The following is a 20549-nucleotide window of genomic DNA, read 5'->3' on the forward strand; positions in this document are numbered from 1 at the left end:
GTGAGTAATCCCCCTTTTTTGGTCGCGATCAGCGGTGGTTCCGGTTCTGGCAAGACGACAACCGCGGCGCAATTGGTGAGCTTATTGCGCCCTTTGAATGCGCGCATTGTCAGCCAGGATGATTATTACAAGGACAGTCGCTCTCTGCCGGGTTTTGACCCTGCGACTTATGACTTTGACACGCCCGAAGCGCGGGACCATGTGCTGCTGGAACAGCATCTAAAGGCGATCAAAGCAGGCGAAACTGTGGATGTACCCATCTATGACTTCACCATCCATGGAAGACGGGAAGCAACCCACCGCTTACCTCCCTGTGATGTGGTGATCTTAGAGGGCACCCACACCCTGTGTGACAGCGCCATCTATAATCTGTGTGACCTGAAAGTCTTTGTCGACACGCCATCCGACATCCGACTGCTGCGTCGGCTCTTGCGCGACATTCATGAGCGCGGGCGCACCCCCGAAACCGTGGCAGCCCAATATCTTTCCACCGTCCGCCCCGCCTATGAGCGTTGGACAGGGCCCAGCCGGTTGAATGCAGATCTGATCGTCTCAGGGGGTACTGGCGTGCAGGGCTCACAATCTGAAACTGCCTTTGGAGCAGCGGCGCAAATTGCCGCCGCTATTCGCAAGGCACTCGGCCTACCGCCGCTGTGACGGGCAGGTGGCCGCAATAGGGATTGGCTTTATCTGTCGCCAAACTTGGAAATCCTCGAGTCGGGAGTCGGGGCGATAATGCTGCGCGATCCAGCGATCCACAACGGGGTCTTCGCGCAGGAATCCCATGCCGTTGGTCTGGATCGGCCTTAGACCTTCAAAGCGCTCACTTTGGGAGATCAAAATAGTGGGGGCAAAGCACTGGATATCTTCCAGATAGTCCCGGCGCACGCGAGCCAGTTGATCTTGGGCCGCTTTCGCCACTGCCGGATCTTGTGCCCGAACCATCAGGCCTGGAACCATCCACATGGAATAATGTCGCCCACCAAAGCTGCGCCCTTCCCGAACCAAAACATAGAAGCTGTTTTGGGGGACGGTTGAAAGGATCATAATGCGGTTTGAAGCCGGCTCTGCGTTGATCAGCTGGCGCAAATTCTCTGAGACGGGTGTCGCCCCGGTGGTCACAACAACAACCAGGGGGCTGATGACCATCGAAATGAAATAGCCCAACAGCCCAAGCCAGACCAAGAGACTGTCGAGCTTGGGTAAAGGCGCTTCGCGGGCACACCACACGATCAAGAGGAGGACACACGTCCCTTTCAAGGCAATATAGTGATAGAAAAAGCCCTTCATCTGAACGACGATGATCAGCAGGAACAACAGACTAAGACCAAGAAGGCCCAGGATAATCGGTCGCGCGTCTCTCAATCGAAGTGCCAGAACCAATGGAACCAAGATGAATTGGGCCGGCCCAACAATCATCAAAAGCGCAAACCAAGCTGGCTTTCCTGTCCACGCATTGAAGGCATCATAGGATATGGCCGCCATCGGGGCGATCTGCGACAAGAAGTCCGGCGCAAGGCGAAGCACGGCTAATGCATAGGCCAGTGCAAACACCGCTAAGGCTAAAGTCTCGGGCCGGAAGGGTCGCCATTTTTTGCCAAGTCGCAGCGCCAGAACCGCTTCGATGACAATCGGAATGAGAACGAAATAGTGCTTGAGTGCAAAGCCATAGGCACTAAATCCAGCAATGCCGAGGGCGAGGGGAAGCGAGACTGGAAGCTGCGCGTCGCGGCGCAGCGCGAGTACCAACCACAATAGGCTGGCCACCAAGGCGGATTGTTCACGCTGGCCAACATCGGCGACCGCCACCCACAATATTGCGATCAGAAAACCCAGTATGGCAGGGCCTTGTTCCGCTTTAGAAATAAGCCCATCCACGCCCCTGGCAAACATCCATACGGCAAACAGCGCACCAAGATGGGCCAGCGTCATGGCGACGACCGGTGTGCCAACTCCAAGAATCTGCCCTAACCAAACGCTGGGAATGGCCGCCCAAAACCAAAGCGGCGGGTTAAGGTCGATGATATCGCGATAAAGCGTCTTGCCTTGCAGAATCTCGCCCGCAATATGGCTGCGCCACGTAATGTCGGTTGTTGGCTCTAACAGCAAACCGATAATCAAACTACTTAGCCAAGCCAAACTTAGGCAAGCGCCCAAGAGTTTGGGCTTGGCGAGGTAATCTGAAAGCTTCTGTCGCGTCATAGGGTTCTCAGATACGCTCAAACGGATCAAGAAAACCCTTGTGTTAGAGGGATCTGTTTAAGATTTCCCTCATCATAATGACTTCACGATCGCTTCCGTCATTTTCTTGGCATCGGCAAACAACATCATGGTGTTGTCGCGGAAGAAGAGTTCATTCTCCACCCCCGCATAGCCAGAACCCATGCCGCGCTTGATGAACAAGACTGTCTTGGCCTTTTCCACGTCCAGGATCGGCATGCCGAAGATGGGGCTTTGCGGATCGGTTTTGGCCGAGGGATTGGTCACGTCATTAGCACCAATGACATAGGCCACATCAGCCTGACCAAATTCTGAGTTGATATCTTCCAACTCAAACACTTCGTCATAGGGCACTTGGGCCTCCGCCAAGAGGACGTTCATATGGCCTGGCATGCGGCCCGCGACCGGGTGGATCGCATATTTGACCTCAACGCCTTCGGCTTTCAGCTTGTCGGCCATTTCTTTCAACGCATGCTGGGCCTGCGCCACGGCCATGCCATAGCCCGGCACGATGATGACACGCTCTGCATTTTTCATGATGAAGGCCGCGTCATCGGCGCTGCCTTGCTTGACGGGACGCGTCTCAATCTTGCCACCCGCGACCGCGGCACCATCAGCGGCACCAAAACCGCCGAGGATAACCGAGATGAAGCTACGGTTCATGCCCTTACACATGATGTAGGACAGGATCGCCCCAGACGAACCAACCAAGGCCCCGGTGATGATCAAGGCATTATTCTCAAGCGTGAAGCCTAACGCCGCCGCAGCCCAACCTGAATAGGAGTTGAGCATCGAAACAACGACGGGCATGTCCGCCCCACCGATGGGGATGATCAAGGTCACGCCCAAGAGGAAGGACAGAGCAACCAGCGCCCAGAAAGCCCAAAGCGCTGCACCCTGGCTTGCGATCAAGATGCCGATCAAGGCGATAATGCCGACCAAAATCAAAATGTTCAGCAAATGGCGGGCGGGCAGAATGATGGGCGCGCCACTCATATTGCCATTCAGCTTGGCAAAGGCGATCAGCGAGCCGGTAAAGGTGATTGAGCCAATGGCAATCCCAAGGCCCATTTCGACCAAGGATACGGTCTTGATACCGCCGCCTTCCGCCGCAATACGAAAGGCCTCGGGGCTATACATAGCTGCACCCGCAATCAGAACAGCAGCCAAACCGACAAGGGAGTGGAAGGCTGCCACCAATTGCGGCATGCTGGTCATGGCAATCTTGCGCGCCAGAACCGCCCCAATGCCACCGCCAACAGCGGTTGCGGCGAGGATGAGGCCAATGGTCGTCACATCCAGTTTGACGGCAAGCAAAGTCGTGACGACCGAAATCGCCATACCGACCATGCCATACATATTGCCTTGACGGCTTGTCTCTGGGCTCGAAAGCCCACGCAGGGCTAGAATGAACAGGACACCGGAAACGAGATAGAGAAGGGCTGCAATGGATGGGGTCATCTTAGTGGCCGCCCTTTCCAGGAGCGGTACGCTCCTTCTTTTTATACATGGCCAACATACGTTGGGTCACGAGGAATCCGCCGAAAATATTAACGGCGGCCAAGGCCACGGCAACAGCACCCATGCCACGAGACACCCAGGTCGCGCCATCCGCCCCACCATCTGGCAGGGTGGCGGCAGCTGCGATCAAGGCACCCACGACAACGACCGAGGAAATCGCGTTGGTCACCGCCATCAAAGGCGTATGCAGGGCTGGAGTTACACTCCACACCACATAATAACCAACAAAAATCGCCAACACGAAAATGGCGAGGCGGAAAACGGTGGGATCAACGGCTTCCATGTTCAATCCTCATGCTGCTGTCAGGGAGGGGTGCACCACCGCGCCATCGCGGGTGAGCAGCATGCCCTGAATGATATCGTCGTCAAAATGGGGGGCGAAGGCTTTGGTTTCTGCGTCTGTCAACAAGGGCAGAAGATTGAGCAAATTCTTCGCATAAAGCGCGCTAGAATCCGCAGCCAACCGACCGGGCAAATTGGCAAAACCCGCAATCGTGACCCCGTTTTCCGTCACCACCAATTCATCGGCCTTGGATAATGGGCAATTGCCGCCTTGCTCCACCGCCAAATCCACAATCACGCTGCCGGGCTTCATGGCAGCGACCATTTCCGGAGTCACCAAAACCGGGGCAGGACGGCCGGGGATTAGAGCCGTGGTGATAACCACATCTTGCTTGGCAATATGGTCGCCAACAAGGATAGCTTGCTTGGCCTGATATTCCGCACTCATGGGCTTAGCATAGCCAGCTGCAGTTTCAGCTGCCTTGAACTCTTCATCCTCAACCGCGATGAACTTTGCCCCCAGTGACGCCACTTGTTCTTTGGCGGCTGGGCGCACATCGGTTGCCGTGACGATGGCCCCAAGCCGACGCGCGGTTGCAATGGCCTGAAGACCGGCCACGCCTGCCCCCATGACAAAACATTTGGCTGCGGCAACCGTTCCTGCTGCCGTCATCATCATCGGAAAGCCCCGACCATAGAGGGCCGCACCTTCAATCACGGCGCGATAGCCTGCCAAGTTTGCCTGCGAGGACAAAGCGTCCATAGCCTGCGCGCGGGTGATACGCGGGGTGAATTCCATCGACAGCGCGACCACACCAGCCTTGGCGGCCGCCTCAATCAGCGCTTTATCGCCATGGGGATTCCAAAAGGCCACAACGCCCGCGCCCTTCGGCACCAGCTTCAGCTCAGCCGCACTGGGGCGGCGCACCTTCAACACAAGGTCAGCACCCTTCAGGGTCGCCTTCGCATCGGAAGCGATTTCAGCGCCAGCTTCAACGAACAGACGGTCTGGCGACGAGGCCTGATCCCCAGCACCGGTTTCGATCACGATCTGATGGCCCGCCGCGGTAAGTTTCTTGATCGTTTCTGGCGAGGCCGCCACCCGAGTTTCCCCGTCGCGCGTTTCCTTCAATATGGCTATTCGCATGAAGCTTAATCTCCCCTGAGCCCCTGCACGTGCTGTGTTAACACGATGGCTGACCTACCGCGTTGACGCAAGCCTATTCGTCGCACGTGCGTTAAATCAACTGCGCCACTTCAAGCTTTGCGGACGGATGGGGTTAGAAAAGGGCCGCCCCTCAGCCCGACTTTGCGCCCATTCCCGCTTGAGTTTGTTGTACCACTTAGCTTGTACGTCGATGTCGTCAATCCAAAGCATGCCTTTGGTAAATGGCAGGCCTTTATTCTGTAGGTCCACCATGCGGCCATCTTGGTCCAGAAATTCGCGGGCTGCGGGGATGAGGATTGGCTTGATCAGGTCTAGTAATGGCGCGCGGGTCCAGTAGCTAATTTGAGTAATCAGGGTGGATTTACCATCGATGGGCGTCAAACAGGTGAGCGTGAAGAATTGGCTCTTGTCATTTTCCACCACTTCCCAACGAAAGCCCGGCACCATGAACACAATTTCGGTCGTCACCCCCTCACCGAATAGGAGGCGATAGGCCAACGAGTTAGACGACGGGGCGTGCCGCGCAATCGCCCAGCCATAAAGCCGCGGCTCAAATTGCTTTTCCTTGATCTTGAGACCCACCGACGGCGGCCGCCACCACCATTGATTATGCACAAAGGGCACATGAGCCGGGTCCATCAGGCCCACCACCGCATTATCCATATGGGCTTCAAACACCCGGCTGACCACGAATTTGGGTTTATCAGCTTTAATCCCGAAATCTGGTGGGGGAAGGTCGGGCGTACCGTCAAACCGGGGATCAGACGAGATATAGATAAAGACAAGGCCGTTGCGCTCTGCATGGGGAAAGCGCCGCACCTTCACTTTGGACGGGTCATAGGGTTGGCCCGCGACCAAGGACGGCATCAGCTTGCAGACGCCATCGCCGCCAAAGCGCCAGCCATGATAGGGACATTCAATGGTGGCTTGGCCATTGGTCTCAACTTGACGCCCAGCCGACAAGGGCACGGCGCGATGCGGGCAGACGTCGCGGATTGCCAAAACCTCACCCTGTGCGGTACGCCCCAAAAGCACGGGCTCACCGACAATCATGCGCCGAAATTGCTTGCCCGCCTTCAGCTCTGCCGACGTCGCGGCAAAATACCAACAATCCAGTAACAGCCCATCAGAAGTGATGGATTGCGCCCTCGAGAGGGGGGAAACATCATCAGCCATAGCAAATCCTATAAACTAGTTTTGCCGACACGAAAAATATCATCCCATGCGGAAAAGTGGCGCATCCAAATCCTCGGGCGGTGGCGTCTTATCTCTATCCAACCAGCACGAAGGATACCAAAATGAAAACCCTCCCCCTGATCCTTGCCGCCGGCCATTTTTGCGTGAGCCTAACCCTTGCAAGCCCCGTATTTGCAGCCATTCCGCAAACCAATGTCAAAGTACAACAGGTCGTTACCCCCCTGAAGCCTGCCCAATTGGCGTGGGCAAAAGACTTAGCTCCTCCTGTCAACCGGCATATATTGTGCCAACCTGCAGGCCGCCAAGCCTTGAGTGCCAAGACGTGCTCCATCCTAACCCAGCTGGCGCCAAAACCGACGGCGGAGGGCCAAGCCATCGACATCAAAGCCCTGAAGGCCAATCGTGCGGTTTGGCTCTCCTTGCCCTTAAGCGTGCGAGAGCGGCTAGTGAGCTATGATCTGGTGGTCATTGCCACCGCCTCTACCCAAGCCACGCTTGCTCGGTAGTCCTAAAGAATGCAGCTTGGCTGCATCCAAATCCAGCTGCGGCGGCGTCAGTTGTTTTTGCCGTCGCCGCACATGAGAAAAGGAAAATAAAAATGGAAATCGTTGGTGAACTCGTCCCCTTTATGCTCTTCTTCTGCATCACCGTCGGGGTACTCGCGACGCTCTATTGGAACGCCAAGGTCCGCGAAGGCCAACAAGAAACCCTCCGTCAAGTCATTGCCTCTGGGCAAAAGCTGGATGAGACCACGCTAAAGCTCATGGTGAAGGCCCCAAACTCGCCAGAAATGGACCTTCGCGCCGGCATTATCAGCCTGATGATGGGCTTAGGCTTCTGCGCCGCTGGCGGGATCAGCAAACTCAATGACTTTGACGACGGCTTTGGCATCGTTTTGATCCTGATTGGCATCGTTTTGGCCTTTACCGGCGCAGGCCAGCTCTTGAGCTGGCGCCTGCGTCGCCCCGCTCCTTCGTCTGAACCGCAATAAGGCGAGGGGTCACGCGAACTCGGTCATGACCATGCACACCAGTCAAACGCTTGTCAGCGATATTGATGAAGCTTTGGTCAAGCGCGCCCGTACGGGTTCCTCCAACGCGTTTGACCAACTGGTGCGCCGTCATCAAGCCGCCGTTCGTGGCTTCCTGTGCCGGATGGTCCAAGAGCCAAGCTTGGCCGACGATCTGGCACAGGAGACTTTTTTGAAAGCTTGGAAAAATCTCTCACGCTGGCGTGGAGCAGACCAAGCGGGGGGCAGTTTCCGGGGTTGGCTGTTTTCCATTGCCGTCAATGCCGCCCATGACCAACGTCGCAGCCAAGCCCGGTCGCAAAAGCGCGACACCGATTGGCTCGCCGATCAAGAGCAAATTGGCACCCAAGAAGCAGGCCTCGCCGCCAAGCTCGACCTCGAGAAAGTGCTAGAAGCCTTGTCACCTGATCAGCGTTTGGTGGTTTCCCTCTGTTTCGGGGCTGGCCTGTCCCATGCCGAAGCCGCCCAAGCCCTGTCCATGCCACTAGGCACCGTCAAAAGCCACGCCCAGCGCGGGCGAGACCGCGCCCTCGAAGTCATGCGGGACTTGCGCCCCGCGGCTCTAAGGGCCAAACTTGATCTGTCAGAAAGCCAGCAGCCATGAACCAAGACGATCTCGCTCTCAAATCCTTATTCTTGGAAGCCCAGGCTTTTGAAGAATCTGCCTCTAACGAAGCTTTTGTGGCGGGCGTCATGCAGCAGGTTCAGGCCGATATCGCGCGCAAACAGGTTTGGCGCGAGGTGGTCGGGATCGTGCTCTTTGTCATGGTAGTGAGCCTATGCGCCCTTCTGGCCCCCACAGGTCTGCCCATTATCCAATCGGCAGTTCTGGGAAGTGCCGCTGCCTATGGCCTCAACCAACAGGCCGTCCTTTTGACCTTGGTGCTGAGCTTCAGTTTTGGTGGTTGGTGGTTGGCGACGAAAAACTAGATCGCTTCGCCAACCAGATCATAATCACCCGCATCCACCACGCGTGCCCGCACGATATCGCCGGGCTTGGCCTTCTTAAAGCCATGCAACTCAATCGCACCATCCACTTCCGGCGCATCCCAAACCGTGCGGCCAATCGGGCCTTCATCATCAACCTCATCAATAATGACGTCGACTTCTTTCCCGATCTTGGTGGCTAGACGCTGTTCGGAAACTTCGCGGGCGACTTCCATAAACCGGTGCCAGCGTTCTTCCTTTACGTCCTCGGGCACTTGGCCGTCGAGGTCACGCGAGGCAGCATGGACGACATTTTCATACTTAAAACAGCCAACTCGGTCGATTTGTCCTTCGCGCATAAAATCGAGCAGAAGGCTGAAATCTTCTTCCGTCTCGCCGGGGAAACCGACGATAAAGGTCGAACGGATCGCAAGATCAGGACATTCTGACCGCCATTTCGCAATGCGGGCAGCCTGCTTGTCTTGATTGGCAGGGCGGCGCATCGCTTTCAACACACGCGGGCTTGCATGCTGAAACGGAATGTCGAGGTAAGGCAGGATTTTGCCCTCTGCCATCAGATGAATGGCTTCATCTACATGGGGGTAAGGATAGACATAATGCAGGCGCACCCATGCGCCCAAACTGCCTAAGTCCTTGCAGAGATCATAGAATTTCGCCCGATACTCGCGGTCTTTCCAACTGCTGGTGGCATAGCCAATATCGAGGCCATAGGCGGATGTATCTTGGCTGATCACCAAAAGCTCTTTCACGCCCGCGCCCACCAATTTCTCAGCCTCTGCCATGACATGGGCGGCTGGGCGGGAAACGAGGTCGCCACGCAGCTTGGGGATGATGCAGAAAGAACAGCGATTGTTGCAGCCCTCTGAGATTTTCAGATAGGCATAATGGCGCGGCGTCAGTTTAACCCCGCCTTCAGGCACCAGGTCCAGGAACGGGTCATGGCTGGGCGGCAGCGCCGTATGTACCGCCGACATCACGCTCTCATATTGTTGCGGGCCGGTGATCGCCAAAACCTTTGGATGACGCTCGCGGATCACATCCGGCTCGGCCCCTAGACAGCCGGTGACGATAACTTTGCCATTTTCGGCAATCGCCTCGCCAATAGCATCCAAGCTTTCTTCCCGCGCCGAGTCGAGGAAGCCGCAGGTATTCACCAGCACGAGGTCTGCCCCGCTATAATCGGGCGCAATCTGATAGCCTTCAGCCCGCAAGCGCGTGATAATCCGCTCACTATCCACCAGCGCCTTCGGGCAGCCCAGCGATACAATGCCAACTTTGGGAATGGTTTTTTCAAGTGCGTCTGTCATCGGCTGGCTTTAGCGCGCGCGGCCTTGTGGGGCAAGGCGCGGGTTTGGCCTTCGTGACGGTAAGGGCGATGTCATCCCCTATGGCGCGGCCCAGTCCCAGACCTTATGCCGCAAACTGGCAGAGGTGCCGGCTTACCGCTCCCGTTCCGCAGGGATGTCATGGTTTTGGGCGGTGGTGTTGGTGCAGCCATAAGGGGCCGCCAAACACAAAAATATGTCCGCCGGAACAGTGGTTAACCCTTGCCGAATGCGGCGCTTGCGCGCATGTTGAGGCTTGGGACGGGCAAGTGGAGAGATGAGATGAAAACGCTTGTAACGTTGATTGCCCTTGCTGCGACTGTCGGCCTGTCGGCCTGTGCCACAACGGCGACCAAGTCAGGACCAACGCCCTATCAGTCCGCAGCAGCCGGCAAATTTGGCTTCACGGATCAACGGATTGAAGCCAATCGCTATCGCATTACGTTTGAAGGCAATAGCAAGACCACCCGCCAACGGGTTGAAGACTCGCTTCTGCTACGCGCTGCCGATGTGACCATTGATAACGGCTATGATTGGTTTCAAATTGCCCAGCGCGCAACCGATCCCAAGACCTATAGCCGCCCTCAATTGAGGTCGCGATGGGCGTTTGGCGGCGGATTTGGCTATTCTTCCTTCCGGACCTTCCATCCCCGCTATGGCTGGGTCAGCTATTATGATCCCTTCTGGTCTAATGGCTTTTATGATCCGTTCTTTGACCGGTTTGACACCGAAGAGATCACCCGGTTTCAAGCCACCGCTGAGATTATTCTTGGCAAGGGTCCAAAACCAACAGACCGCGCGGATGCTTACGATGCGCGGGATGTGAAGATGAATTTGGCCCCACGGATTATCCCGCCCCCGGCGCCAACGGTAGCTCCAGCTCCGGCCGCTCCGGCCTCCGCCTCCACGACCACGAAGACCTGATGCGGATCATTGTGTTTCGCAGTGCGGCGAAACCAGTCGAACCCTGGCAGCCTGCGCCTGATCGCGTGGTGCGGGCTGGGGCTGCTGGGGGAACGCAGAATGTATATGAAAGCCCTGATGGACGGGTTTTTGCCGGCATTTGGCATGCCACACGCGGCGCGTGGCGGGTTGTCTATGACGAGATGGAATATTGCCACGTCACCAAGGGCCGCGCCCGCCTAACATCGTCAGCGGGCGAGGTCATTGAGGTGCAAGCCGGAGATGGCTTTGTCATTCCGAACGGCTTTGAAGGCGTGTGGGACGTGCTGGAAGATATGGAAAAGCACTATGTGATCGTGCTGCCGTCGCAGGCTTAGCAGGGTGCTTGGTTTGGCCCGTCTGGACACGGCTATGGTGCGGCATATTCCTCACCAAAGCCTTCCACGTGTCGTCTCTAAATCAGCCTCATCCTGAACCTTACGGCTTGACGGCTTCCGCATAGAGTTTGGAGACTTGGTTCCAATTAATCAGGCTCCACCACCCATCAACATAATCGGCGCGTTTGTTCTGATATTTCAGATAATAGGCGTGTTCCCACACATCATTGCCAAGGATGGGCTTGCCACGAAAATCGCCGATATCCATCAGAGGATTATCCTGATTGGGGGTAGAGCCGACCGCCAGTTTGCCGTCTGGCTTCACGATCAGCCAAGCCCAGCCTGAACCGAAGCGGCCCATAGATGCTGCCCGGAACTGGGCCTTAAAGGCATCCAGTGAACCAAAGTCACGGTTGATCGCGGCGGCCAGTTCGGGTGAAGGCGCGCCGCCCGTGCCGACCGGGGTCATGATCTTCCAGAAGAAGCTGTGGTTCCAATGCCCGCCTGCATTATTGCGGATGGCGGCTGGCGCGGTTGAGGCCGAGGCCAGAAGTGCTTCTAAGCTTTTGCCTGCATAGGCTGGATTGGCGCTAATGGCGGCATTGAGACCCGCAACTTGTGCGCCATGGTGACGCTCAAAGTGAAGGCGCATGGTGGCTTCATCAATGATGGGCTCCAGAGCGCCATAAGCATAGGGCAGAGCCACTTGCGTGAAGGCCGGCGCTGCAGGTGTCGCAGCCGCAGCAGGGGCTGTTGGTGCTGTCGCGGGGGTTGGGGTTTGGGCCAAGGCGGCAGTCGAAAGCAGGCTCAAGGCAGAGAGGGTCAAGACGAGGCGCATTTATTCTACTTTCCTAACAGGATCATGCGAACATGGTCTGAGGCGGCGGCGTAAACAAGGCGGCTTGTGCTGACAATAATGTCACCCGCTCATAAATCTTGCTTTAAGAGCAGGGCATAAAGAGGGCATGAAGTATGGAAGACCGCGTGGAAGCCTTGGAAATTTACGTCATGCATTTGATGCGGACGGTGGAAGAACTCTCAGACCTTTCCAATGCGCAGGCCCGGGAGATCACCCGTCTGACTCGCCGGGTTGATCATTTGTTGGAGCGCGAAGCCCAGCGCCAGCATGAACAAGCCGAGCTGCCACCGGCTGACCAGAAGCCGCCCCATTATTGAGGCCGTGCGGGCTCAAGCCCCGTGCCAATGAACAAAGCGACCATGGGGGTCAAGTTCGGCTAGAACCCGACGCCGACCTGAAGGCCATTCGATCAATTCCAACACCATATTGGCCCCCTGCTGGGCATGACCCAGAATACCACCCGGCTCAAACCGTAGCCAAGCCAGCGGGGCTGCAGGCGTGGCGCGTGCGCCTTCGGTTTCGATCGCGTGTGTGATGGCATCGCGCACGGCTTGCGGCGGATATTGGAAAAAGACGGAATGATAGATGAGTGTCAAAGCATCTTTCGCGCGGGCCGCAAGCTTGGCCTTTATCCAGTCGGCGGCATCGCCTTTTTCGGGCGTGATGGACTGGGCTTGGGCAATTTCCATCGCCGCATTGACGCGCTCGAGACGCTCGGGCTGGTCTGGCCAGATATAGGCGCGCAGCCGAAGCCGATCTTCTGCCAGAGCCGCATTCAAGGGATTCTGATCACAGGCCGCGCGGTTGCGGATGGCAACATGGTCTGGAAAGCGCGGCGCAGGACCCATCCATTGTGTGGAAAGCGCCACGCGCGGTCCCGCGATAGGGCTGTCCCACTGCCAGCTGCCACCATCATAGTGGAAGCGGTCCATGCTGAGATTGAGTCCGGCCGACGCCCCAAGCTCCAGCACATCCATCGGCCCAACAAAGGCCTCAGCAGCAGCACACAGGCCGGGCCATAGGCCCATAGCGCGGCGCACCTCATTGGTCTGGGGTGGGGACTTTAGAAACGCGCGTGCCCAAGACTCACGTTCGCGCAAGGTCGCACGCGCCACTGGCCAAGCCGCCGCCATCGACCAAGCACGGCCTTGCTGCGGCCAGACTTGGGCCAAGCTGCCGTCTGGATCGGTCAGGACAATGGCATGCAGGGCGCCTGCCAAGCGCAGCGCTAAAGCATCTTGGATCGGGTGGGTCATCCACCCCTGCGTCAAGTCTGCGATAATGCCACCGGCCTCAAAATCATCGGCCATGATGTCGCACAAGGCCGCCGTGAAGGGGGAGTCGAAGGCTGTGCACCAAATGGCCTGTTGTCGCAGGGCCTCTGGGATTGTGACGTCCACCATCAGATTGCACCACGCGCTTTCAGCGCGGCAATGGCGGCAGGATCAAGGCCTGCCTCTCCAGCCAAAGCCTCAGAATCCGCGCCATAGGCAGGTAGGGTGAGCGTGGCCCGACCCGGTTCATCCCGGAAGCGGATGGGGATGCCCAAATGCTTATTACCATCCGCATCGGTCAGCACCATGCCGCGCGAGATGGTATAGGGGTCTTCCATCGCATCCTTTAGGCTGCGCACGGGCGCCCAGCACAGATCGACGTCTTTGAGAAAGGCGCTCCATTCCTCCAAGGTCTTGCTGGCAAAGGTTTCTTCGAAATAGCGCTTGAGCGGGTCTTGGCCGGGACCGGGTTCCAGCTTGGCATAGTCAAAGAGGTCGGGCCGTCCCAATGCGTCGAGCAAATTCTTGGCGAAATGATGCTCCGACCCACCCAAGACCAGGAACTTTCCATCTTTCGTCTCATAGGGCCGATACATGGCCGCCCCACCGAAGGGTCGCATCTCTTTGGCGACAGGGTGCGCATTGTCGGCAAAGACGGGCCCCAGAACATTAGGCGTCCAAGCCAGAAGCGCATCATACATGGAAAGATCGATATAATCGCCTTTGCCCGTCTCTGCGCGGCGATAAAGGGCCATCATGATCGCGGCAAAAGCCATCAGGCTGGCAGCCATGTCCGCTGCCGGGATGGAGGGGCTGGCGGGCTTATCATCGGTTAAGCCCCGGTTGAGATCGACCAGACCTGCCATGGCTTCCATCGTCAGATCATGGCCAGGCTTGTTCACATATTTGCCGTCCTGACCAAAGCCCGCGATGGAGCAATAGACGATCCGCGGGTTGATCGCGGCGATGGTGTCATAATCCACGCACAAGCGCTTCACGACACCGGGCCGGAAGGCTTCGACAATCACATCCGCCTCTGCGGCGAGCTTCAAGAACAGCTCACGCGCTTCTGGATCTTTCAGATTGATCTTCAAGCTGCGCTTGCCACGCGCGATGTTGCGAAACCACACCGACACACCGTCTTGGGTCTTATAGCCAATCACGCGGGTGGGCTCACCCACACCATTGGCAGGCTCAACCATCACGACATCGGCCCCATGATCGGCCATCATCATGGTCATATGCGGCCCCGGCAAAAAGGCGGAGAGGTCGAGAACTTTTAGGCCTTGGAGTTTCATGCAGGTGTGTCGCTCATGGGTTCAATCGGATGCCACAAGAGCGCTAATTATATCAAAGTGCAAGACGACGGGCAGACATCTCACAAGCTAGCCCACACAAGGCACCTATCGCAAGGCTGTCACCCGCGATCACCCACAATGAAAATTTCATCTTTGTTCAATTTTGGGCTTTCCTTAATGGCCGCAATCTCGCGGAAGGAGCGCCAAATCCAGATTACACCATATACGATTAGAGCAAACACCCAAAAGGCTAGACTGTAGCCTGCCCATGTTAGTGCGAGGGATGTGAGCTCAGCCGCCTGCTCATGCATGGCTTGTATCAACTCTTGCGAAGCAGCAGTGGTATCGCGAAGCTTAAGCTCAGCAGCGACGCCACGATAAATGTCGCTCGCAAGGCTCAACGCGAAAAAGCCAACGATCTGCAAGGCGAGGGCGAGTCGCCAAAGAAACCCCGAGATCGACATTCTGTGTAGTGAATCCTTGCTAAGAGCAAAGCTTGGCCAGAAAACACAGATCCAAAACGGAAGAAGGCTGGCCGATTGCGCAAGCGTCAGCAACAATGGCGCACCAGTAATTACCATTTCGCAGAGGTAACTTGCGGCAAGGCCGACGATACAGGTAACAACGAGCGCGGAAATCCGGAGCCATTCCGGCCGCCGATTTACTGAATCAACCAACTTTCGCCCCCAAAATAAATCAAAGGTTGCAAGGGTAGGGCATGATCCAATTTTTGACAATCGCCAAAGCTGACGCATGGAGTTTTTAGCTATCACGAATTCGTGTCGGCAAAACCAGCGAGCCATATTCGACTAAGCCGAAACGGTCCGTTTCAATGCTCTCCCATTTTTGGTGCGCGCTTTCCAGCTGGCCGCTTGCCATTGACCTTGATCGGGCTGGCCAACAGGCGCAAGCGGCCATCCTTGGCATCGGGATGGCCAACCGCGTCGGTCATGCCGATGGCCTTCACATGCGTGCTGTCTAGGGCTTGGGCGATGTCATAAATGGGGGCGACGGGGACATGCCCGCCCAAAAGCGCAATCCAAGCAGATGTGGGCTGGGTTGAGAGCAAGGTATCAAGCACGTCGGTCAAATCAGCCAGATTGGCCCGTCTGGCTGGGATGCTGCTGAAACGAGGATCGGTCAACAGGTCTGAGCGGCCCGTCTTGGTGCAAAAAATCTCCCAGAATTTTGGCGTTTGGCACATGAGCATGAGCCAGCCGTCTTGGGTCTTGAAGGCCTGACTGGGCGCGATGGAGGGGTGTGCCCCGCGTGGCAGGCGGCCGACTTGCACCCCCTCATTGAGATACCACGTGGCTGGATATGACAGCTGGTGCAAGGCGGTATCAAACAAGGCGACATCCACATCACAACCCTTTCCTGTCCGGTGCGCACCGAGGATGCCCGCCAAAAGGGCGACAGCCAACTGGCTTCCGGTGTGAAAATCAATGATCGACAGGCCGCAGCGGACCGGTGGGCCATCGGGCTCGCCACTCATGGACATCAGACCTGCTTCGGCCTGCATCAGATAATCATAGCCTGGCCAAGACGCCCGCTCATTATCGCGTCCATAGGCGGAAAGATGGGCGCAGACGATCTTCGGATTGATCGCTTTCAAATCCTCATAGGTGATGGCCATCTTGGCAGGCTGATCGCCGCGCAGATTATTGGCCACCGCGTCGGCTTCCCGCACCATGGCCTCAAAGGCAGCCCGGCCTTCAGCAGTCTTAATCTCTAGCGCAACCGAGGATTTGCCACGCGAAAATGTCTGGAAGAATTGGCTGTCCTGCTCGCCCAAAAAATAGGGGCCCGTCGCGCGGCTGACATCGCCACCCATGCTGGGGGCCTCGATCTTGATGACCTCAGCACCCAGATCCGCCAGCAACATCGTGCCATAAGGCCCCGCACCATATTGCTCAATCGACAGGATTTTGATGCCCGCAAGGGGAAGCTCCGCCACCGACATCACTTCTGCACCGTCTCTTTGAGGAGGTCGGTGCGAAAGCCATTGCGCTCGGCAGCCGCATTCAGCGCGGCGCGTTGCTCGGCGCTGATGGTTTTCGTGCGCGCCAAGAGCCACAAATAAGAGCCATTAGGGCTTCCCACCAAGGCTGTCTGATAATCGGGATCAAGATACAGCACCCAATAATTACCATCGCCCTTTGGCAAGGGAATGGGGGCGAAATTGACCGCCAATTTGGTGTTGTTTGAGCCTGCAATCACCGACGCCACGCCTTGAACACTGCGCGGTTTGCCATCCTTGGTCCCGGTCGCACACGTATTGGTGACGCCCACACGTCCATCCTCGCGCAGCGCATATTGAGCCGTGACACCCTCGCACTTTCTCTGGAAGCTATTGGGATAGCGGGCAATCTCATACCAAGTTCCCGCATAGCGATTGAGATCGACAGCCGCGACTGTCTGCGGCGGTGGGGCGTCCTTGGCCCGGCCCATCGTGCCTGCCACACACGCGCTTAAGCCCAAACTGGCGGTCAGCAACAAAGCACAAAAATGCGGTCTCATGGGTGTTTGCCTTTCAAAGGTGAAACAGATTTATGCGCCAGTTTGGCGGCATTGGCTTCCCAATTCTGTCCGTCAAACGGAACAATGGTCAGGTCTGGGGCCTTACCCGGATCAAAGCAGTTCGCATTCACACTAACCCCATCGGGGTTGGAGCGCGGCGTGTAGAAGGGCTTGACCCCGCAGCGCGAGCAGAAGGTATGGTTGGCCACGCCTGTATTGAAACGGTAAGAGGTCAGGCACTCGGCCCCCGCCAACAGCCGGAAATGATCTTGTGGCACAATCAGGTGCACAAACCCCGTCCGCGCACACATGGAGCAATTGCAGGCCTCCACCTCGGCTGTGTCGGCGCACAGCACCTCAAACCTCACATCGCCACAATGGCACGAGCCGGTGCGCCATGTTTTCACCATCCCATCACCTCTAAGTCTGTGATGTCGTCAAAGTCTTGCGGATTGAGCGTCACCAATGTCGCCTGTGCATTCAAAGCCTGGGCAGCAATCATCCGGTCGAGGATTTTGCGACGTGAAAACCCACAGGATTGCAAAATCAATCCATACCGGTCTGCATCCTTCTCCTCGAAAGGGAGCACAGGCATGAAGGAAAGGAAAACATCAAGTCGCTGTCGCCTCAGTGCAGCGGACGATGGCTCTCGGTGAACGCCGCCCTCCAGCTCAACACGCGTGATGACAGAAATCGCGAGCCGCCCGGTTAGATTTTGCAGCTTCTCTAGAATGTCCCGACTGCGATCGCGAACTTCAATAGCAACGCTGGTATCGAGCAGGTAAAGCGGGCTCATAACCCCTCGCGCTCAGGAAAGATATCGGGATCGCGCGCTTCAATGTCGGCGACGTCAGGCAGGTTTCGGAGCTCTGCTAACATTTGTTGGAAGCTAATTTTGCCGGACCGCGAGGTTGGACGCAGGGTAATAACATCTCCTTCGCGTACCATCTCCAATTCCGTGCCTTCTGGAAAGGCCAGCGCTTTTGGCAAGCGCACCGCTTGGCTATTGCCACTTTTGAACGTCTTGGTTTTGTGCGTCGCCATTGTCCTGTCCTCGGTTGATTGTATATACACGTATATACATGATTGCCGGATGAGGGGCTAGGGGTGAGAGGTCTGATTGGGATAAGCCATCAAGCCTGTTGGCTCCTTGCCAAATATTCTTCGCGGGTTTGGCCCCATGCGTCATTGACAATGTGGTCATAAGGCGGTGGCAATTGAATGGGGCCTAAGTTTCTGGAGCCGATTTTCGTCGCGATGGCGCAGGAGGCGCGATTTTGAGGGCGAATGGTATGGATAATGCGGGGCCACTTCAGCACCTCAAAAATCCAGTCACGACATGCACTTGCGGCCTCCACAGCATAGCCCAGACCTTGGAAGCGCGTTGCAATCACCCATCCAAGCTCGCGGTCGGGCCAGCCATAGGGCTTATGGGGCCCAACACGGCCGACAAATGAGCCACTTTCGCGTTCGAAAACCGCAAAAACCCCATAGCCGCGCAACTGCCAAGACCCAGCCGCCGCCGCAAATGACCGCCAAGCCTCAGGGCCAGTTACGGGCTTTTCGCCCGCTTCCAGTAAGTTAGGGTCGGCCAATAGGGCCGCCCAAGCCTCAAAATCTGCCTCAGCCGGAGGGCGCAAGATGAGACGGCCGGTCTCGAGCATCATCCTCGCCCATCCTAGACCGGATTGCGCGCCACCAATTGCTTGGCGATGATGATGCGCTGCATCTCATTGGTGCCTTCGCCAATGCACATCAGCGGCGCATCGCGATAGAGACGTTCGATGACATATTCCTTCGAATAGCCATAGCCGCCATGGATGCGCATGGCTTCGAACGCCACTTCCACGGCGGTTTCAGAGGCAAAGAATTTTGCCATGCCAGCTTCCATATCGATCCGCTCGCCGCGATCAAAGGCCGCTGCCGCATCCTGGGTCAGAAGTTCTGCGGCGCGCGTTTTGGCGGCCATTTCGCCCAGTTTCAGCTGAATGGCCTGATGCTCACAAATCGGCTTGCCCATCGTCTTGCGCAACTGGGCATATTTCACGCTCTCAGCCAAAGCACGCTTGGCAATGCCGACCGAGCGGGCAGCGATATTGACGCGACCAATCTCAAGGCCACCCGTGGCCATGATGAAGCCCTTACCTTCTTCACCACCGACCAAGCTCTTCTTGGCGTCGACTTCATAATCTTCAAAGATGAATTCGCCTGAATCAATGCCCTTATAGCCGAGCTTTTCCAGCTTCTTGCCATTCTTAATGCCTTTGAGCGGGACCTTGGTTTCGGGGTCAATCTTGGGCACGATCAGCATGCTCATGCCCTTATGACGGGGCTGGGCATCGGGATCAGTCTTGACCAGCAGGGCCACGCAATGGCCTTCGATCGCGTTGGAGATCCAGGTCTTGGTACCATTGACGATATAGTTGTCGCCGTGACGGCGGGCGACGGTGCGGATGCCTTGCAAGTCTGTGCCAGCATCGGGTTCTGTGAGGCCCAAACCACCGCGCATTTCACCGGTGGCAAACTTCGGCAGCCAATAGTCTTTCTGATAATCGGTGCCAAAGCGCTGCACCACGGTTGCCATCATCAAATGGGAATTGAAGATGCCCGTCAGGCTCATCCATTCCTGCGAGATCATGGTGACGATTTTCGAATAGGTGGTCGCCGACAGGCCAAGGCCGCCATAATCGGGATGGATGATCGCGCCAAACAACCCAAGCTCTGCCATGTCTTCGACAAGGTCGGCTGGCCATTCATTGTCATGTTCCAGCTTCATCGCCACAGGGGCGACTTTTTTCTCAATCCATTTCTGGATCGCGTCCAGCATCTGGCGCTCATCTGCCTCGCTGATATGTCCAAAATGTCCGTCTGCCATGATGCTGATCCTAGTCTTTCAGGTTTTCTTTGAGTTTTTTGGCGGCAAGCAGGTCGGCAACCACATAGCTGACAAGCGCCAAAGTGAGAGAAGGGGTACCGGCATCCAAGACCTCGCCGATGACAACAAATGGGCCGACACCGCCATGGTCGCTCCCCATCATGACCATCATTGCGCCAATGCCTCTAAGGGCGGCGAGTACAGCGAGAATGCGGAGCAAGAGAACCATCAATAATTGCCCACTTTGTCCTCAACCGCGTGGCCGCGGGCGGGGATCAGCATGTTGCGCTTGAAGGTACACACCATGACACCATCTTGGTTGAACCCCTTGGTGATAATGGTGACAATGCCCTGCCCGGGGCGGCTGGCGCTCTCTCGTTTGGCCAGCACTTCGCTTTCGGCATACAGCGTATCACCGGCAAACACCGGTGCGGTGAACTTCACCTCGTCCATACCCAGATTGGCGATCGCCTTTTGGCTGGTATCGGTCACGCTCATGCCAATGCACAATGCCAAAGTATAGGGTGACACAACCAGATTCTTTTTGAACTCGCTTGCGGCGGCAAATTGCGCATCGAAGTGCATTGGGTGGGTGTTCATGGTCATCAAGGTGAACATGTGATTGTCATATTCAGTGATGGTCTTGCCCGGGCGGTGCTCATAGACATCGCCGACCACAAAGTCCTCAAAATAGCGACCAAAAGTCTCGCGGTAGCGCTGGGGACCCACTTCTTTCACGTTTCGAACCATGG

Annotated in this window: 27 protein-coding genes; 8 read left to right on the forward strand and 19 right to left on the reverse strand. The window is 56.7% G+C overall.

Annotated features, from left to right (window positions below):
* Nucleotides 1–657 carry a uridine kinase gene (udk, locus tag B7364_RS02260; RefSeq protein WP_157893435.1) on the forward strand — a complete coding sequence of 219 codons (657 nt, stop codon included), beginning with the start codon at nucleotides 1–3 and terminating at the stop codon, nucleotides 655–657.
* Here the strand turns inward: udk and B7364_RS02265 are convergent.
* From B7364_RS02265 to B7364_RS02285, 5 genes are all read right to left on the reverse strand, one after another.
* On the reverse strand, nucleotides 643–2202 hold the full coding sequence (locus B7364_RS02265; protein WP_085338324.1) for a hypothetical protein: 1560 nt from the start codon (nucleotides 2200–2202) through the stop codon (nucleotides 643–645). The two genes, udk and B7364_RS02265, sit on opposite strands and share 15 nt — an antisense overlap.
* 72 nt (nucleotides 2203–2274) lie before the next feature.
* Nucleotides 2275–3681 carry an NAD(P)(+) transhydrogenase (Re/Si-specific) subunit beta gene (locus B7364_RS02270; protein ID WP_085338325.1) on the reverse strand — a complete coding sequence of 469 codons (1407 nt, stop codon included), beginning with the start codon at nucleotides 3679–3681 and terminating at the stop codon, nucleotides 2275–2277.
* Nucleotide 3682: 1 nt separating this feature from the next.
* Complete coding sequence (locus tag B7364_RS02275) at nucleotides 3683–4024, reverse strand: NAD(P) transhydrogenase subunit alpha (RefSeq protein ID WP_085338326.1); 342 nt, start codon at nucleotides 4022–4024, stop codon at nucleotides 3683–3685.
* A 9-nt stretch (nucleotides 4025–4033) separates the two neighbouring features.
* Nucleotides 4034–5170: a Re/Si-specific NAD(P)(+) transhydrogenase subunit alpha gene (locus tag B7364_RS02280; RefSeq protein ID WP_085338327.1), complete on the reverse strand. Its 1137-nt coding sequence runs from the start codon at nucleotides 5168–5170 to the stop codon at nucleotides 4034–4036.
* A gap of 96 nt (nucleotides 5171–5266) precedes the next feature.
* Nucleotides 5267–6367, reverse strand: coding sequence for an aromatic ring-hydroxylating oxygenase subunit alpha (locus B7364_RS02285; RefSeq protein WP_085338328.1), 1101 nt, complete (start codon nucleotides 6365–6367; stop codon nucleotides 5267–5269).
* Between the two features lie 122 nt (nucleotides 6368–6489).
* Between B7364_RS02285 and B7364_RS02290 the strand changes: the two genes are divergently transcribed.
* The 4 genes from B7364_RS02290 (at nucleotide 6490) to B7364_RS02305 (ending at nucleotide 8348) form a co-directional block, all read left to right on the forward strand.
* Nucleotides 6490–6894 (forward strand): hypothetical protein, encoded by a 405-nt coding sequence (locus B7364_RS02290; RefSeq protein WP_157893436.1) that lies wholly within the window; start codon nucleotides 6490–6492, stop codon nucleotides 6892–6894.
* Nucleotides 6895–6986: 92 nt separating this feature from the next.
* Nucleotides 6987–7379 (forward strand): DUF6249 domain-containing protein, encoded by a 393-nt coding sequence (locus B7364_RS02295; RefSeq protein ID WP_085338330.1) that lies wholly within the window; start codon nucleotides 6987–6989, stop codon nucleotides 7377–7379.
* Between the two features lie 31 nt (nucleotides 7380–7410).
* Nucleotides 7411–8022, forward strand: a complete 612-nt coding sequence (locus B7364_RS02300; protein WP_085338357.1) for an RNA polymerase sigma factor — start codon at nucleotides 7411–7413, stop codon at nucleotides 8020–8022.
* On the forward strand, nucleotides 8019–8348 hold the full coding sequence (locus B7364_RS02305) for a hypothetical protein (protein ID WP_085338331.1): 330 nt from the start codon (nucleotides 8019–8021) through the stop codon (nucleotides 8346–8348). The genes B7364_RS02300 and B7364_RS02305 overlap by 4 nt, the downstream gene beginning before the upstream one ends.
* Here B7364_RS02305 and rimO read toward each other — a convergent pair.
* The gene (rimO, locus tag B7364_RS02310) at nucleotides 8345–9673 is read right to left on the reverse strand and encodes a 30S ribosomal protein S12 methylthiotransferase RimO (protein ID WP_085338332.1); all 1329 of its coding nucleotides are present in this window, start codon (nucleotides 9671–9673) and stop codon (nucleotides 8345–8347) included. The two genes, B7364_RS02305 and rimO, sit on opposite strands and share 4 nt — an antisense overlap.
* 300 nt (nucleotides 9674–9973) lie before the next feature.
* On the opposite strand from rimO, the gene B7364_RS02315 reads away from it, so the two are divergent.
* Nucleotides 9974–10615: a CC0125/CC1285 family lipoprotein gene (locus B7364_RS02315; protein WP_085338333.1), complete on the forward strand. Its 642-nt coding sequence runs from the start codon at nucleotides 9974–9976 to the stop codon at nucleotides 10613–10615.
* Nucleotides 10615–10971, forward strand: coding sequence for a cupin domain-containing protein (locus B7364_RS02320; RefSeq protein WP_085338334.1), 357 nt, complete (start codon nucleotides 10615–10617; stop codon nucleotides 10969–10971). The genes B7364_RS02315 and B7364_RS02320 overlap by 1 nt, the downstream gene beginning before the upstream one ends.
* 100 nt (nucleotides 10972–11071) lie before the next feature.
* Here the strand turns inward: B7364_RS02320 and B7364_RS02325 are convergent, their stop codons facing one another.
* Entirely contained in the window at nucleotides 11072–11809 is a 738-nt protein-coding gene (locus tag B7364_RS02325) for a superoxide dismutase (protein ID WP_085338335.1), read from the reverse strand.
* Nucleotides 11810–11943: 134 nt separating this feature from the next.
* On the opposite strand from B7364_RS02325, the gene B7364_RS02330 reads away from it, so the two are divergent.
* Nucleotides 11944–12147, forward strand: coding sequence for a SlyX family protein (locus tag B7364_RS02330; protein WP_085338336.1), 204 nt, complete (start codon nucleotides 11944–11946; stop codon nucleotides 12145–12147).
* Nucleotides 12148–12159: 12 nt separating this feature from the next.
* Here B7364_RS02330 and B7364_RS02335 read toward each other — a convergent pair whose 3' ends face one another.
* The 12 genes from B7364_RS02335 to B7364_RS02390 form a co-directional block, all read right to left on the reverse strand.
* Nucleotides 12160–13233, reverse strand: coding sequence for a DUF2332 domain-containing protein (locus B7364_RS02335; RefSeq protein ID WP_085338337.1), 1074 nt, complete (start codon nucleotides 13231–13233; stop codon nucleotides 12160–12162).
* The gene (locus B7364_RS02340) at nucleotides 13233–14402 is read right to left on the reverse strand and encodes a CaiB/BaiF CoA transferase family protein (protein ID WP_085338338.1); all 1170 of its coding nucleotides are present in this window, start codon (nucleotides 14400–14402) and stop codon (nucleotides 13233–13235) included. Before B7364_RS02340 ends, B7364_RS02335 begins: the two co-directional genes overlap by 1 nt.
* 119 nt (nucleotides 14403–14521) lie before the next feature.
* Nucleotides 14522–15157 carry a hypothetical protein gene (locus B7364_RS02345; protein ID WP_085338339.1) on the reverse strand — a complete coding sequence of 212 codons (636 nt, stop codon included), beginning with the start codon at nucleotides 15155–15157 and terminating at the stop codon, nucleotides 14522–14524.
* 74 nt (nucleotides 15158–15231) lie between these two features.
* The gene (locus B7364_RS02350) at nucleotides 15232–16359 is read right to left on the reverse strand and encodes a CaiB/BaiF CoA transferase family protein (protein WP_232780772.1); all 1128 of its coding nucleotides are present in this window, start codon (nucleotides 16357–16359) and stop codon (nucleotides 15232–15234) included.
* Between the two features lie 5 nt (nucleotides 16360–16364).
* Nucleotides 16365–16922 (reverse strand): lipocalin family protein, encoded by a 558-nt coding sequence (locus tag B7364_RS02355; protein WP_085338341.1) that lies wholly within the window; start codon nucleotides 16920–16922, stop codon nucleotides 16365–16367.
* Nucleotides 16919–17332, reverse strand: coding sequence for a GFA family protein (locus B7364_RS02360; protein ID WP_085338342.1), 414 nt, complete (start codon nucleotides 17330–17332; stop codon nucleotides 16919–16921). The genes B7364_RS02355 and B7364_RS02360 overlap by 4 nt, the downstream gene beginning before the upstream one ends.
* Nucleotides 17326–17718 carry a type II toxin-antitoxin system VapC family toxin gene (locus B7364_RS02365; protein WP_085338343.1) on the reverse strand — a complete coding sequence of 131 codons (393 nt, stop codon included), beginning with the start codon at nucleotides 17716–17718 and terminating at the stop codon, nucleotides 17326–17328. The genes B7364_RS02360 and B7364_RS02365 overlap by 7 nt, the downstream gene beginning before the upstream one ends.
* Nucleotides 17715–17966, reverse strand: a complete 252-nt coding sequence (locus tag B7364_RS02370) for an AbrB/MazE/SpoVT family DNA-binding domain-containing protein (protein WP_085338344.1) — start codon at nucleotides 17964–17966, stop codon at nucleotides 17715–17717. The genes B7364_RS02365 and B7364_RS02370 overlap by 4 nt, the downstream gene beginning before the upstream one ends.
* 89 nt (nucleotides 17967–18055) lie before the next feature.
* Nucleotides 18056–18589 (reverse strand): GNAT family N-acetyltransferase, encoded by a 534-nt coding sequence (locus B7364_RS02375; RefSeq protein ID WP_085338345.1) that lies wholly within the window; start codon nucleotides 18587–18589, stop codon nucleotides 18056–18058.
* 11 nt (nucleotides 18590–18600) lie between these two features.
* On the reverse strand, nucleotides 18601–19797 hold the full coding sequence (locus B7364_RS02380; RefSeq protein ID WP_085338346.1) for an acyl-CoA dehydrogenase family protein: 1197 nt from the start codon (nucleotides 19795–19797) through the stop codon (nucleotides 18601–18603).
* A 10-nt stretch (nucleotides 19798–19807) separates the two neighbouring features.
* Complete coding sequence (locus tag B7364_RS02385) at nucleotides 19808–20026, reverse strand: hypothetical protein (RefSeq protein WP_085338347.1); 219 nt, start codon at nucleotides 20024–20026, stop codon at nucleotides 19808–19810.
* A complete protein-coding gene (locus tag B7364_RS02390) occupies nucleotides 20026–20547 on the reverse strand; it encodes a MaoC family dehydratase (RefSeq protein ID WP_085338348.1) in 522 nt (173 codons plus the stop codon). Before B7364_RS02390 ends, B7364_RS02385 begins: the two co-directional genes overlap by 1 nt.
* Nucleotides 20548–20549: the final 2 nt, after the last annotated feature.

The organism is Aquidulcibacter paucihalophilus (assembly GCF_002105465.1).
GTDB lineage: Bacteria > Pseudomonadota > Alphaproteobacteria > Caulobacterales > Aquidulcibacteraceae > Aquidulcibacter > Aquidulcibacter paucihalophilus.